We start from the raw sequence: 13,653 nt of genomic DNA, 5'->3' as shown, positions 1-13,653 counted from the left end.
CTGAGGATTTCTTGGTAGGACTGGAGCCCCAAGGCCATTTCCTGCTCGTGGGTTATGTCCACCAACTGGGAACGCCCGGTCAATGGCACGGTTTCCTGGTTCGAGACGTAAAAATACAGTCCGTATATCGCGAATAAGACGAGCGGGATGAGCCGCATTTTCCAACTCATGCGTGCACGGGGTTGGCTGCCCCCTCCTCTCTGTCTTCCAAACGGTCCGATTCGCATTGGCTGTGTTCCCTGGAAGCTCAATCAAGCAGTATCGCTAATAAAATTTTGCGGTAGAATATACATGGGGAGAGTGTGAAAGCTTACTTCAAACGAGCCAGGAGAGGCTAGCGTTGATAATCCTGAAATCGGCAGGCGTGTATCCTACAGGATGGTCACCTTGGAAAGGGAGAGACGATGAATGCTGAGGTTTCTCAAGTCGCGGTTTCACGCCGAAGGTTTAGTGGGAAACAGGTTATTCTTTTTGTGGGGCTTGCGGCCTTGGCCACGGCATTGGGTGTGGTTCTGTGGATCAACCAGTACGTGAATGCCACGATGTTTCAGCCGACCCGATTGAGTGAGTCGGAGCAGCAGGTCCTGAATGTCAAGATGGCTCACTTGCTTCCGCCGCCCGATGCCGTTTCTTCAACCGTGTCCGACCCTTCCGCGTCCACAACAGGCTTGCCCCTTGAGCCGGTGCCGTATTCTGAAACGGATGCGAATCGCCAGATTCAGTTAACCGAGCGAGAGGTGAATGCGTTGATTGCCGCCGATTCGTATATGGCCAGACATGTGGCTGTTGATCTGGCGGATGATCTTCTGAGTGTCCAACTTGTGGTCCCGATTAAACACGAGATGCCCCTCGTGGGTGGAAAGATGTTGAAGGTTAATTTTGGACTGGCCCTGAGTTATGCCAATGGAAAGCCGGTGGTGGCGATGCGCGGGATCAGTCTAGGCGGAATTCCCCTTCCCGGTGCCTGGTGGGGAGATATTAAAAATACCAACCTGGTGGAAGAATTTGGAGGCTCAGGCGGGTTTTGGGATCAATTTTCGAAGGGTGTGAAGGATATGAAAGTCCAGGATGGTCAATTGTTTGTCATGTTGAAAGAGTAGCCGTTCCCCTCACGAGTGGAAGCCTGTGCATTCGTCTGGAACTTCCTTAAATTTCCAGCATCTCCGTAACGTACCTTCCCTCTCTCCGACTTTTGTGCCGCTCCTAGCGAAGGGAATTTTTCCACCCGGTGCTGTACACCTCCAGTCGTTTTAATTGAAGTGCTTCCTGTCTGCCTGGAGGTCCTGTTCTCCGGTTGCTGCTTTTTTATGGTTCCATCTCTCTTGTTGTCTTGTATTCCATTTTCAATCTTTCGGATTGTCCTGTCTCTCTTCCTGTTCAATGCCCGGGCAGTTGGTAGATTCTGAGTTTTCCTGTTTTGGCGATAGAGTCGGGGAATCTCCATGTCCTGGTTGGAGGCGAACCATTGATGGCTGAATGAGAGACCGGGTTTTATGGGGCTGTGGGGTTTCCAGGAATCACCAGACACGTCATGGGCGGGATGGCCGCCCAATACAAGGCTTGGGCTTCAACAGGATCAAGTGAGAGGACCAGGTATTGGTGGGACCCGCCCCAGGTGCCTATTCTGGCTGTGACCCGCCGCCCCCAGCCTGCAATTTGGTGCCCCATGTTTGCCCAAAAGGAGGGAAGGTGGGATGGTTGAACTAAAATAGTCAGGGATTCTTGAAAGATGAGCTCATAGCGGTTGGGCATATTGTTGACGGTTAACGGAGTGATGGGATCTTCCGGCGGAGAGTTCGGAGAAGAATTTGATGGAGGGGAAATGGGCAGGGGGGATACCGATGGGTCTTTCGTCTGGAGGTGAAGCACGGTGGAGTGGGTGAGAGGGTCTCCGATCCACTCGGCGCGTGTCAGTGGAAATGTCCGCAGGGGGATGCCCCGGGCTTTGAGCAATACGATGTTCTTGTCGGTATCGACGATAACATAGAGAGATTTGGTTTTTGCCATTTGCAACTCTTGTTCAACGGGATGAGAAACGGTTTTCTGTTGAGCCCCGCTCTGGGAAGAGCAGGCTTCTCCCAGGACAAGCGTGAGAAGAAGCATCCACACCAGGTAGGAGCCGGGGGGTTGGAGAGGCCAGGGGGTGAAGGAAGATGTGAGGCGTTTCAATAGATGATCAGGGTGGTGCCAAGGGGCACGTGGTGAAAAACATATTCCAGCGGTTCATCTCCAAGTCTGATGCAGCCATGGGTGACGTTGGTGCCCAGCATTCGCGTATACAGTGTGCCATGAATGAAATAGCCATTGCCGAAGCCGAGGGCATAGTCCCCCAGCACGCCGGTTTCAATCCGGTCTTTGGGTTTGGTTGGAATGGGTTGCCCTTCTTCAATGAAGGCCCAATCGGGTTTGTTCCAGGCCGGGTTTTTGATTTTACTGGAAATGGTAAAGACCCCACGCGGAGTATCGAACACCCATCCGTTGCCGGGATTGCGAGGATCCTGCAACCGCGCCCCGCTGCCGGTTGAAGCCACGGCACTGTAGAGGATTCGATTGCCCTTTCGAAGGGACATCCGATTTTGAGCAGTATCGACCACCAGGTAAAGGCCCTTTGGTGCCGTGGCAAGGAGGCCGGGAGCGGAAGGATAAAACGGGATGTTTCCTTCCTGGGGTTGCGCCGTCACCGGGACCACGGTTGTGGTGCGCTTTTGAGCGGGGGAGCGTGAGGCCCCAAGTGTCGTGGTCAGCACGACGAGCAGGCTCAGCAGAAGTGTCAGGCGTGAGTGGGGGGTCATGAAGGCGGTCATTCTATTCTGTGCTGGTGAATGAGGCTGCAAGGGTGGGGAGGGTGTGCCACCGTTCATCCCGCTCCTGAATATGCGCTTCCATCTGGTGTAAGGAGTTCACGACGTCATTGTCCTGGTTGAGTGCCCCTACGATGGTGACAGGCGTTCCGACTTTTGCCCGATCAAATACGTCATCCATGGTTGAATTCTCCAACGCAATACAGCCGCTGGTGGCCTTGTCGTTATTCGGTCCTTCCCCATGAATTTCAATCAGACCGCCGATGGACCGATCCTCTGGAACCAGGCCATGGGCTTGTGCATCCTGGAAGCGCTTTTGGTGGGCCACCGTGGGGTAATCTAATAATAAGGCCTTATAGTATTTGGTCCCCGATCCGTCTTTTTTGTGTATCACATGAAATTGGCCTTCCGGCGTGGCGCCGTCTCCCTCGTAGAGCTTGTCAGCCAATCCTGAAAATCCCACGCGTGCCGGATAGTCGGCAATGATGCGGCCACGTTGGTAGACGAGTAGGCGACGAGGAGCCTTGAGCGCAATGATCGCTGTGCCGGCTGTCCCGGTTGATCGTTGAATGGTGTCCGTGACCCATTGTTCCCAGAGCGTAATTTGGACATCGTTTCTGTACCGATTCATCTGAGCAAGTGCGTGGGTTTCCACGCGGCGAAGATGCTCAAGGGCCTGTTCTCCGGCTGCCCGTGCCTGCCGGTATTGTCCCTGCTCTAATCGCAAGAGACTTTCTTGTAACAGTCCCTCTGCCCGGGAAAGCGCAGGCATGTCGTCTTCCAGATCGAACAGGTGGGACAGTTCACGCAATCGTGCAAGATGTGCCTGTTCGGGTTGAAGGAGTTCCTTGACCTCCGAGCGAAGCGCTGTCACCTTTTGGCGGGAGGCTTCAATCAGCAGAGAGCCTTCTTCTACCAGTTGTTGATACTGCTGGTTGAAGGTCTCTCCATCACCATTTGTCCACCAGTGATTGGCTTCCCTCCGCCACTGGGAACGGAGTTCCAGCACATGGTGATGAAATTGTTGGTAACGATCAGGAAATAAGGTCTCTGCGTCGTTGGCCCGCGCCTGCCGGTCGAGATCTTCGACCAGAGAGGGAAAGGTCTCGGGATACCCTGTGTGTTCCCACCAGGCAAACGCCAATGCTGGAAGCAGGACCAGCATGAGGGTGATCATCCAGCGCCGCCGCCAGGCCGACTGAAACCTGGTGGGCGGAGTGATTATTTTCTTCCCCATCATGAAGCAGGTCGCTTTGCGGCAAGCAGTTTGACAGAGATAATCTGGGCTTGAATTCGAGTGGCAAAAGATTCTACCGAATGGGAGGTGGTCATCACGTCGATGAAATGTTCTTGTGCCATAATGGAGTCGATTTCGGCGAGGAGCGTTTCGGTATCCTGAAAGGCTTGGAGAAGTTGATCCAGCTCCCCGTGATCAGATGCGGGAGTGGAAACTTCTGCCAGGAGTGCACGAACGTCTTGAAGATGCTGTTTGGCAAAAGCGAGAGCTACCTCGGCATTGGCTTTACTCTCTTTTTTATTGGCGATGGCTTCCATTTTGGCTTGCATCGCGTTGTCGAAGACTCCTGACAACATCGTGATAGCAGGATCATAATTTCGAAAGAGCGGTATCCGATCTCCCTGTTGATCCAGATTTTGCTTGACCTGTTGATACGCCGTTTCTGCTTCGGTGAATCTCTCAATCGCGTAATGTTCGGCTTCTGACATTTTCGCGTCTTCAAGTGCTTGGGTGGCTGCGTTCCATTGGGAGATAGGTGGTTCTGCGCAACCGGTCAAGAGTATCCAGATCAGAACAAGTATCTGTTTGTAGTGGAGAAGGTCAACGTTTCGAGGCATGGGTTCACTGGTGGATTTCCATCCGGCAATGTTGAGTTGGATGCTTTCTGTCACGATGATTGGGACATCCTTTTAAGTCGGGAAGGTCGTTCTTCTTTAAGGGGAAGAGGGGCCGGATCTTTCCGGCCCCTCTTGTCGTTCGCCCGCATCAAAACCTGAACAGGTAGGGCCTTTTCCTCAATGGTAAAAGGTCGGAATTTGCAGGTAGTGGGGATCGTCAGGGCACCTATTTGCCGAATGGCTTTTTGGCCGGGTTTTGCTGTGGTTTTGCAGGACTAGGGGCGGCAGTAGGTTTCCCGATTGGCATACCTTTTTTGGGATCTTTTGGATTTGATTGGTTCACAGTAGCACCTCCTTTAAAGGTTAGGTAAGCCGTCATGGCTTACTACTGGGAGATATAAAAGCAAAGGTAATGCCAGGTTTTGATCTGTTGTGCAGGCGTAATTTCTGGATTAATTGCCAATAAGTCGATGAAATGTCGGGAAGGAACATTATGCGAAGAGACATCCTGTCCAGTGAAAGAAATCTTGTCCCAATTTCCTGGAAATTCTGGTTACATTCGGAGTCTTTTTTTGAAATTTTTTGCTGCGTTTCGAGGGAATGTCGGGAATAACTTCTGGCTGGTCATCCGAGGCTGGAACCAGCCCTTACCATTCTGTTACCGGCGTTGGATGCCTACCTGGTAGGCACGCACGAAGGCCGTGTCATTCGTCGATGAAAACCTAGGTGTTCAATGCCTCTTAAGGTCATTGGCGTTGTAAGTATTGCGCCGCGGCATCCAAGGCCCGGCTCAGCAGTTCCGGCCCGGCCCAGGTTCTGGTGGTTTGGCTCTTAGGGGATTTGGCCCAGTCCAGTGCGAAGGGGAGGGGAATGAGGCGAATCGGGCCCTGGTGACAATCCGCCCACAATGTGCTCAGAACCGTGCTGATTCGAAACGGGGCGGGTATCAGATTGACGGGATTCTGTATGAAGTCCTGGCAAAGTTCCGCAGGGGAGGTGACCAGCAATTCCCGACAGGCAGAGGGCCGCTGTTCATAGATGGAGCACATTTCATCTTCCAGAAATGGGCAGGGCATTCGAAGGGCATAGTACGCGCGATTAAGCGGTTCAAGTTCTTCGTCGGTGCCTTGGTCTTCGGAAAAGGCCAATTGTTGCAACCCATCCTCCAGGCCCGCTTCACGTAAGGTCTTTTGAGCCGCCTGAAATCGCTCAAGCAACCGCTCCTTTTGTAGAGAAGGGAGTGCCTCAACAACCGACAGGAGCGCAAAGGCCTCCGGTGGGGCTACGGGAATCATCATGCGACAGCAGGCGGCACAGCCTTTTTGGCAGGAAATGGTGGCACCGGTTTGAGTGGTGTTGTCGATCGCAAGCTGGTGAGCTTGTTCTCCAAGGGATCGCATGAGAGGGAGAATGTCGGTAATGGGAATGAATCCGGTCGGTACCGAAACCGACGCGGTTAGATCTCCGGCAGGGGTTTGAATATCCAGGTTGTACGATTCATGAGGGGTGGAAGATTCCATGAGATAATCTAAGGGAGAAGCACTCTGTTCAAGGAATGGGAAGCATCGATGTTAGACACAGGATTTGACTTTCCCGGGAGACCGGATAAAGCAGAAATTGTAGAAGAATTCATAGCAAAAAGAAACGGTAATCGTTCCTGTCTAAGAACCGTGAGTGCCTTTCTTATGTGAATCTAACCTGGCCTGAGCATTCCTGAGTTTCCAGCCCGGTATGAGGGCACTGGATTGATGTTGGATCTGGCGTGTATCGGGCATATGGTCGCTGCCTTCTCTGGCGATCACCAGAGAAGGTAGAGAATGTCTGTCATTTCAGCTCCTGCCTAACCGGGGCTAATGCGGTTTCTCCTTGGTCATGATTTTATCGGTCCAGGCTAACAAAATGGCTGAGCCCAAAAAGGTCAGGTGGATGATGATTTGCCATTTAACGTGCTCAATGGGCACATTGGCAATGTTGACGAAGGCCTTGAGTAAATGAATGCTGGAGATGCCAATTAACGAAGCCGCTAATTTTACCTTGATGGTTCCCGGGTCGATATGGCTGAGCCAATCCGGTCGGTCAGGATGACTCTCCAGACTTATTTTACTGACAAATGTCGCATACCCTCCGATGACGACCATGGTGAGCAGATTGGCCACCATGGTGATATCCACCAGGGTGAGGATTCCTAACATAAACACGGTTTCGGTGAGGTCCCCGATTTCGTGGACCATGTGCCACAGTTCGGCCAGAAATTTCCATGCATAGAGGAGTTCAGCGATAATCAACCCACCATATAAAGGTGCTTGGATCCACCGGCTGGCAAAGATGCCCATTTCGAATGCATGTTCAATCCAATGGGGAATGTCTTCCGGGGTGGAATCGATGGGAGAGCCTGATGAAGTCGGGGATCGGGACATGAAAACCTCCTTTGAAAAAATGATGAATGAACGCGTAAGGCTCTCCAGTCCGTCTGGGAGCATGGCGGTGTTTGGAACGCATGGAAAAAATCCTTCTTGAACCTTAACGGAGTGATGGTTGTCGCAGAATTGCATGTGAGAAAAAAAGGAAGGGACATCATTCCACGTTGATCAATGACAGTGAGTAGGACCGAAATATTATGGGTGAGGAGGAATGCTCAACATCAGTGCGAGAGGCGGGCAAGCAAGGAATGGAAACAAAGGAATGAGATTGTTTTCTTGAACTTGGTGCTCAGTCTGGCAAATATACTGGGAGCGGTCAAATCAGATCAATTTTTTCTAAAAGGTCCCCCGGTGAGGACTTCTATTTTTATTTCGGGTGGAGTCGGCCACCGACATGTCAGACAGTGGCCGATTTACTCATACGCTCTTCCAAAGGCCATGCCAGGTATTTTCCTTAGAAAACCAGCGTCACTGAGAACTGTAAGATGCGCCCGGTATCCAGCTTCTCTTTATCCTGAACTGTGAGTGACCATTTTCCCTTTGGATTTTTGCCAACTAATGCCAGGAGGTCCGGTGTCGTGGTGACATCGTAGGAGGTGTGGATATTGTCTGTTCCGCCTCCAATGCGATTATGGAGCAGAATGGGTGATACCCCTGTCGAATTGGGCGGGACTACCTTAATGATTAAATCACCGATATAGGAATGTTCAATATCCACTCCGATCTTGACCGAAGTGAGCAGGGTGGTCTCGGCCACTTGAACAGAGAGTCGTGACGTTTGAAGATCCCGAATGGGAATGATGGCGGTGGAGGTATGAACGGTGGTGGGAGTGGGAATGGCCGGAGCCGCCAATTCTACGGCGCGTTTGGCATTGATCCGTCCATATCCATATAAGGTGCTATGGCCGTTGGTGTCATATTTTCCAGCACTTGGATCGATTTGATCACACGAGCGCTTGAGCAGATCTTTGACCTCATCCCATCGCAGTGAGGGGTTGCGAGCGAGAATGAGGGCGGCTACTCCTGCCACACCGGGACAGGCGCTTGAGGTGCCGCCAAAATCATTGACATAATTGCCTGCCCCATCGCCTCGACTGACTTGTCCTGGATTGTATCCTGCTGACGCCGAGCGATCGGTGGTCCAGATTCCCGGGATGGGGAGAACCGTATCGTTGCTGGGAAAAGTACACCAAATGGCCTTGCCGAAATCGCTATAGGCACTCTTTTTCCCTTTTGCGTGGCAGGCGGCCACGGCAATCACTTTTTCATAGCTGGCGTATCCATCGTTATCGACACTCTCGTTGCCGTTTCCGGCGGCCCAGGTGATCACACAGCCTTTTCCGTTGCGTCCATTGGCGACGGCCCAATCAATGGCAAGACGGGTGGAATCCGGCAGGGGAACCACGGTGTGATGAAGGGGGTCACGGGGGTCCCACCAGGCGCCATCCTCCGGCCCCCAGCTACAGGAAATGACATCCGCGCCATGTTGCGCGGCCCAGATAAATGCATCAGCCTCGGCCTGTGAGCCTAACGGGGAGACATAGCGAATGGCCATCAAACGGGCTTTGGGAGCGACCCCGGAGGCACCATGGAAACCGTTGCCGGTGGCGACGCCTGCACAGGCGGTTCCATGATTATCCCCGCTGCCGGGTCGAGGATCGTCAGTGGCGCGTGTCACGTCGCGAGGAGCGATAAGTTTTCCGGAACTGGCAAACTCTTCGTGATCAAGGTCCATCCCGTCATCGATGATCGCGACCGTGATATTTTCTCCCTCACTGAGTGCCCAGGCGGCCTCCACGTTGGCATGGGCATCATAGACGGTTCCATCAATCGTGGTCTTTTTCAGATGCCACTGTTGTGGGAATGCTGTGCGCCATCCCATTTGTCTGACCAGTTCAGGGTGACAGAGCTCCACATGTTTATGCCGCAAGAGATTTTCGGCCATGGTAAACACTTCTTGCCCTGTGCCCTCGGGCGCTTCGACAAAGAAGCTATTGCGAGCATATTCCAGCACCCGTTTGATTTTGAGTCCGGACGCGTTCAAGATTTTTCGACAAGTGGATTCGGCCAAGTCATCATCAAATTTAGTAAAAAGATTTTCGGTGTACAGCACCGGTTCTTGTGATTGAGGGTCGACCAGGACCCTTCCGGCAAATTGCACGTCATTGACGGATTTTAAGGTGGTGCGGATGGCTCCCCGCGCACTCGCGCGTCGAACGGTTTGGGGATATCGAAAGATTTCCACGCCGGCATGTTGAAACCGGTGCACCGGTTCAAGATTGTCCAGTGCCTGCCGGGCTCGAGGCGACTGCGCAGCAGCTTTCAACGGTCGACGACTCTGAGTTCGCACGACGACGAGGCCTTCATCGGTTTTCAGCCTGAACGATCTCCCGTTTTTCCCTCCATAACGAAATGACAGCATGGGTGATCTCCTTCTGTTTGAATTGGCAATGATGCTTGGACTTGCTCCGCATTCCTTCGTAGAATGGCTAATGGCTTTGAACGACCTGTTTTCTCACTTTCCTCTAAGGATGACGGTGGAAGCCCAAGCGGTACGCCGTATCTATGTTCGTGAATCTGACTGCTTTGCGGTTCATGGGCCGGTCCCTCCCGCTTTGACTGCGTCGGTGTTGTACTCTTTTGTTGATCCGGTTATCCACGTGTGCCGGGGTGAGGTCTCTGTCATCTCGACACTTCCTGCCAACCTCACACTGACACCGGTTTACCGTCTTGAGCCTCATGGTCCGCAAGGAGTGCCGACCGGCAATGTGTTTATTCGTTTCCGGTCCGAGGTTCCCGTCGAGGGCCGGCGGCAAGAATTAGAGACATGTGGTTTCTCAATTCGTGAATCACTTTCCTATGCACCTCATGCCGCATGGCTCCAGAGTCGTGATGCAAATATTGCCACGGCGCTCAATGGTTTTGCAAAACTGTGTGATCTAAACGATATAGAGCTGGTTGAACCGCAGATGTTGATGCGACGGGTGCAACGGTCACCAGATGATTCCCCACTGAATCCACCACCTCAAGGGATTTCCTCCGAATGATCTTATCGGTTTCGGACTGTCAGTGAATTTGTAGGGAGAACGATTCGTTGGCGTGTATGGTCTGTGATGTCGCCGAGAGCTTTCACAACCCAATTGTCTGGTTGTAGGGCTCCGACGACGGTCACCGGAGTCCCTTCTTTAGCCAGATGAAAGACCGCATCCATATCTGTATTGTGTAAGGCAATGCAGCCATTCGTCGTACTGTTGCCATAGGGTTGTTGTCCGTGAATTTCTATGAGACCTCCGATGCTGCGGTGCCCCGCCAGTCGTCCCTTGAGCTTGGCTTCCTGAAAGCGTCGACGATGCTCGTTGGTTGGATAATTGAGTAGGAGGGCTTTATGGAATTTGGTGGAACCCGGTCCTTTCTTCTGCAGGATGTGAAACTGTCCCTCCGGTGTCGCGCCATCGCCTTCCTGCAACTTGTCCTGAAGTCCTGAAAAGCCGAGATCAATGGGGAAACGGCGGAGTATTTTTCCATTCTGATAGAGCACGAGTTGGCGGGAGGCTTTGAGGACAACGATGACCGTGCCGCCTGTCCTCGAAGACCAATCCAGTGTGTTGGTGACCCAAAGGTTCCACTTGGCAAGTTGTGAGACGTTTCCATACCGTTCCATTTGGGCCATGACTTGAGACTCGACGGGTAGAAGAGATTCTCTTGCCTGTCCAAGAAGAATATGAGCGTGATTGTCGCGGTCCTGCCCGAGTCGAGAGGCGGCCTGGTTCAGTAACCCCTCTGTCACCGAGAGTGCGCGCAGATTTCGTCGAACATCAAATAGACCGGTTAATGCCCGTAAACGGGTTACCTGGCCACGTTCCGACTCCAATGCAGTTGTTAGTTGCTTGTGCCGGGTGAATTTTTGGTGGTTGGAGTTTTCAAGAAGGGTCGAGCCTTCTTGGAGCAGGTTTTGGTAGGTTGCCTGAAGTGTATGGGTGTCGGCGGTTGGCCACCAACGCGCTTGTTCTCTACGCCATTGTATCCGGAGATCGGTGATGTCGTGATGAAATGCGTGATATCGTTCAAGGGAATAAACTTCCGCGCCGTGGCTCCACACCTGTTGGTCGAGCGATTCAAGCTGAGGTGGGAAGATTTGGGGAAGGCGATCTGCCTTCCACCAGTTCACAAACAGAAAAGAAAGCATGATGAGGGCTCCAGCCGCCAGCCAAACTACCGGTTGTTTGGCTGGTTGTCGGCCAGAGCCCCACCCTCGCATGTGTTACGCTTTCTTGTGTTTTCCGGTCTTCTGAATAGCCTGCGCAACCTGTTCAGTTACGCGGGAGGCTAAGGCGTGAACGGATTCGGCTTTAGCCTTTACCCCTATATAGTCTTCCGTGGTCATAATGGCGTCAATTTCACCCAATGTGGTTTCTGCGGCTTGTAGGTCGCCTCGTAAGGCTTGCAGGTCGGCCTGGGTTCCCTTGCCCGTTGGCGCTTGGGCCAACTGATTTTTGGCTTCCTCTAATGAGGTTTTGGCTAGCACCACGGCCCCTTCTGCCTCGGTTTTCGCCAATTGCTTGCTTGCGATGGATTGGGTTTTGGCTTTTTCCGCATCCGCTACGACCTTCACCAGGATGGCATTTGCCACTTCATAGTTGCGTGTCAGCATAAAGGCCTCGTCTTGCATTGCAATTTCTTCCTGCGCTTTTTGATATTCGTCCTCAGCCACACGCAAGGATTCGGGAGCATATTCTGCGGCACCGGCTTGTTTGGCAGCCTGCAGGGCTTGCAATGCCGAGTCAGTCCCTTGGATGGGTTTTTCGGCACAGGCCATAAGCAAGGTGCCGAATAACAATATGAGAGCCCCCGTTTTAACTGATTGAATCATGTTTCCCATGTTTGTCAATTTTCCTCCTTCATGATTGAGAGAGAACATTTCCTCCCCCTTGGTTGTGGTTGTATGAGCCTGGCCCATAGTTGGGAATTAGCGAATTACCTCCCCTCGTTTACAAAACCCACGATTTGTCTGAAAAGCACAGCGTTGGTTAATTCGTGGAATGCTTGGGTAAGACATTTCAGATACGAGGAGCGTGAGTTCTTTCGTTCACTTCCTGTTGCCTGAGCGGCTTTTTCTTCAAGCACATAATTCAATGAGCAAAGAAGATGCCAAAAGTCTGTGACCATAAAAGACGAGTATGAGAAGTATGACCAGTAAAAACACCGACTTTTGAATGAAAAACAAGGAAAATGACTGAACTATGCATGAGTACCCATGGACATCATGTCTGAGTAAAGAAACTTTGTCCGTGAATTTCTCTAAAAGAAGTAAATGAAAAAATAAAACATTAGGGCTTCAATTAGATGCATGGAGTTTTTTTGATCGTTGTGACATTGGTTTAGGAAGATCCCACCTACCGGGTAGGCGGCTCGTTGGACTCCAGCTCAATGCAACCTCTATTTAAACGAAAATCTGATCTTTCCCGTAAAATTCCAAGGAAGAAGGAAAGAAAATGTGTAGAGACAGAAATTAGGATCAGCCCGAAAACACAATGACGGCCAGAAGGATCAACTCCGTGGTTGGAGTGGCTGGGCTATTTCGGCCTTTAAGGAGTGAAGCATGACATATGCGTGGAGATGGGGTGTGAATAAGCGAAAGATGCCGACGGGCAGGTTGCTCGTGAAGCTAAAATCGCCAGATTGCTGACCTGACACCTGGGCGGTAATGGTTCCAAAAAAACGATTGTCGATGAGAAACACAAATGTGGCTGTTCTGGCGATCGGGCGGGATTGAATTAATCGAAAGCCTCGATCATATACTTTTTGGCGATGATCCCCGGTTCCGGTTTTTCCACCGATCGAAATGGTTGTGCTCTCTGCGGGTGGCAAGGCGCTTTTCGCGCCGATAGCTGTTCCATGCTCCACCACTTCGACGAGTTCCTGACGGAGAATTTGAGCGACCAGGGGATTCAAGACTTGTTCCTGGGCTGGTTTTTGATGTGCGACGAGTGTTTCAAACGGGGTTCCTTCCGCATAGTGCAGTTGCCGAATCGTCACCGTGGGGTTTTTTCTTCCCTCATTGACCAGAATACCCATGAGTTCGGTCAACGCCTCCGGACAGTGGCGGAACTGGCAATTGCTGTAGCTATCAACAGGACCAACGATGCAAAGGGATATCCAACCCGTTTCCAGCCTTTGTGGATTTCCCTGAATGCCTCTTGTTCCAGTATCAGTCGAATCCGACTATCCTGTGCGGCTTTTCGATGGGTCTTAAATAACCAGGCATACACCTCCACCAACTCATGCTCACCGGCTTTGGCGAGTTCAGGTTTACTGGCATTGGGGTGTAGCCGGAGGAAGGCAACCGTCCACAGTTCAAGTGGATGGATGCGGGCCACATAGCCCCGATCAGCGAGGCTGAGCACACGGGATCAGTCTGAGTAAAAAGCCGGTTGGCTTGCTCGGGGGAGACCTGGATGTTTGGGAATGTCTGTTGCAGAGAAGTGATGATGGCCTGGCCATCCTTCCCAGGTTCGATGGAGCGTAGGAGGACACCTAATCGGAGAGGTGTGAGCCGTGTTTGGGAAAGAACCAGCTGC

At 52.1% G+C, this 13,653-nt stretch carries 14 protein-coding genes; 2 read left to right on the top strand and 12 right to left on the bottom strand.

Translation table 11 applies throughout. From position 1 onward, the window contains the following. Positions 1-227, bottom strand: a 227-nt coding sequence (locus AAH187_RS16685; protein WP_342349611.1) for a hypothetical protein, incomplete at its 3' end; no start/stop codon positions are given. A 177-nt stretch (positions 228-404) separates the two neighbouring features. On the opposite strand from AAH187_RS16685, the gene AAH187_RS16680 reads away from it, so the two are divergent. Next, positions 405-1,100, top strand: coding sequence for a hypothetical protein (locus AAH187_RS16680; RefSeq protein ID WP_342349610.1), 696 nt, complete (start codon positions 405-407; stop codon positions 1,098-1,100). A 391-nt stretch (positions 1,101-1,491) separates the two neighbouring features. Here AAH187_RS16680 and AAH187_RS16675 read toward each other — a convergent pair whose 3' ends face one another. From AAH187_RS16675 to AAH187_RS16645, 7 genes are all read right to left on the bottom strand, one after another. Next, on the bottom strand, positions 1,492-2,103 hold the full coding sequence (locus AAH187_RS16675; protein WP_342349609.1) for a hypothetical protein: 612 nt from the start codon (positions 2,101-2,103) through the stop codon (positions 1,492-1,494). Positions 2,104-2,165: 62 nt separating this feature from the next. Further along, positions 2,166-2,792: a L,D-transpeptidase gene (locus AAH187_RS16670; protein WP_342349608.1), complete on the bottom strand. Its 627-nt coding sequence runs from the start codon at positions 2,790-2,792 to the stop codon at positions 2,166-2,168. Between the two features lie 13 nt (positions 2,793-2,805). Then, positions 2,806-4,041: a L,D-transpeptidase family protein gene (locus AAH187_RS16665; RefSeq protein WP_342349607.1), complete on the bottom strand. Its 1,236-nt coding sequence runs from the start codon at positions 4,039-4,041 to the stop codon at positions 2,806-2,808. After that, positions 4,038-4,709: a hypothetical protein gene (locus AAH187_RS16660; RefSeq protein WP_342349606.1), complete on the bottom strand. Its 672-nt coding sequence runs from the start codon at positions 4,707-4,709 to the stop codon at positions 4,038-4,040. The genes AAH187_RS16665 and AAH187_RS16660 overlap by 4 nt, the downstream gene beginning before the upstream one ends. Before the next feature lie 692 nt (positions 4,710-5,401). Beyond that, the gene (locus AAH187_RS16655; protein WP_342349605.1) at positions 5,402-6,175 is read right to left on the bottom strand and encodes a YkgJ family cysteine cluster protein; all 774 of its coding nucleotides are present in this window, start codon (positions 6,173-6,175) and stop codon (positions 5,402-5,404) included. Between the two features lie 330 nt (positions 6,176-6,505). Continuing rightward, entirely contained in the window at positions 6,506-7,072 is a 567-nt protein-coding gene (locus AAH187_RS16650; protein ID WP_342349604.1) for a TIGR00645 family protein, read from the bottom strand. A 457-nt stretch (positions 7,073-7,529) separates the two neighbouring features. After that, a complete protein-coding gene (locus AAH187_RS16645) occupies positions 7,530-9,497 on the bottom strand; it encodes a S8 family serine peptidase (protein WP_342349603.1) in 1,968 nt (655 codons plus the stop codon). Here AAH187_RS16645 and AAH187_RS16640 point away from each other — a divergent pair. Further along, positions 9,496-10,122 carry a hypothetical protein gene (locus tag AAH187_RS16640; protein ID WP_342349602.1) on the top strand — a complete coding sequence of 209 codons (627 nt, stop codon included), beginning with the start codon at positions 9,496-9,498 and terminating at the stop codon, positions 10,120-10,122. The genes AAH187_RS16645 and AAH187_RS16640 overlap by 2 nt on opposite strands. Positions 10,123-10,124: 2 nt before the next feature. On the opposite strand, the gene AAH187_RS16635 is transcribed toward AAH187_RS16640, so the two are convergent. From AAH187_RS16635 to AAH187_RS16620, 4 genes are all read right to left on the bottom strand, one after another. Beyond that, positions 10,125-11,333 carry a L,D-transpeptidase gene (locus tag AAH187_RS16635; protein ID WP_342349601.1) on the bottom strand — a complete coding sequence of 403 codons (1,209 nt, stop codon included), beginning with the start codon at positions 11,331-11,333 and terminating at the stop codon, positions 10,125-10,127. Between the two features lie 3 nt (positions 11,334-11,336). Next, positions 11,337-11,954 (bottom strand): hypothetical protein, encoded by a 618-nt coding sequence (locus AAH187_RS16630; RefSeq protein ID WP_342349600.1) that lies wholly within the window; start codon positions 11,952-11,954, stop codon positions 11,337-11,339. 668 nt (positions 11,955-12,622) lie between these two features. Next, on the bottom strand, positions 12,623-13,150 hold the full coding sequence (locus AAH187_RS16625; protein ID WP_342349599.1) for a hypothetical protein: 528 nt from the start codon (positions 13,148-13,150) through the stop codon (positions 12,623-12,625). A gap of 8 nt (positions 13,151-13,158) precedes the next feature. Then, entirely contained in the window at positions 13,159-13,479 is a 321-nt protein-coding gene (locus AAH187_RS16620; protein ID WP_342349598.1) for a hypothetical protein, read from the bottom strand. Positions 13,480-13,653 lie beyond the last annotated feature (174 nt).

Origin of the sequence: uncultured Nitrospira sp., from assembly GCA_902500695.1 — a bacterium.
Classification (GTDB): domain Bacteria; phylum Nitrospirota; class Nitrospiria; order Nitrospirales; family UBA8639; genus Nitrospira_E.
Note: the sequence above shows the minus strand (reverse complement) of the source record. Positions and strands in the feature narration are given on the sequence as shown.

Excerpts from the sequence above, each read along its gene's own strand:
- AAH187_RS16680 (WP_342349610.1), top strand. The coding sequence starts at position 405 with ATGAATGCTGAGGTTTCTCAAGTCGCGGTTTCACGCCGAAGGTTTAGT.
- AAH187_RS16675 (WP_342349609.1), bottom strand. The coding sequence starts at position 2,103 with ATGCTTCTTCTCACGCTTGTCCTGGGAGAAGCCTGCTCTTCCCAGAGC.
- AAH187_RS16670 (WP_342349608.1), bottom strand. The coding sequence starts at position 2,792 with ATGACCCCCCACTCACGCCTGACACTTCTGCTGAGCCTGCTCGTCGTG.
- AAH187_RS16665 (WP_342349607.1), bottom strand. The coding sequence starts at position 4,041 with ATGATGGGGAAGAAAATAATCACTCCGCCCACCAGGTTTCAGTCGGCC.
- AAH187_RS16655 (WP_342349605.1), bottom strand. The coding sequence starts at position 6,175 with ATGGAATCTTCCACCCCTCATGAATCGTACAACCTGGATATTCAAACC.
- AAH187_RS16650 (WP_342349604.1), bottom strand. The coding sequence starts at position 7,072 with ATGTCCCGATCCCCGACTTCATCAGGCTCTCCCATCGATTCCACCCCG.
- AAH187_RS16640 (WP_342349602.1), top strand. The coding sequence starts at position 9,496 with ATGGGTGATCTCCTTCTGTTTGAATTGGCAATGATGCTTGGACTTGCT.
- AAH187_RS16645 (WP_342349603.1), bottom strand. The coding sequence starts at position 9,497 with ATGCTGTCATTTCGTTATGGAGGGAAAAACGGGAGATCGTTCAGGCTG.
- AAH187_RS16635 (WP_342349601.1), bottom strand. The coding sequence starts at position 11,333 with ATGCGAGGGTGGGGCTCTGGCCGACAACCAGCCAAACAACCGGTAGTT.
- AAH187_RS16630 (WP_342349600.1), bottom strand. The coding sequence starts at position 11,954 with ATGGGAAACATGATTCAATCAGTTAAAACGGGGGCTCTCATATTGTTA.
- AAH187_RS16625 (WP_342349599.1), bottom strand. The coding sequence starts at position 13,150 with ATGGGTATTCTGGTCAATGAGGGAAGAAAAAACCCCACGGTGACGATT.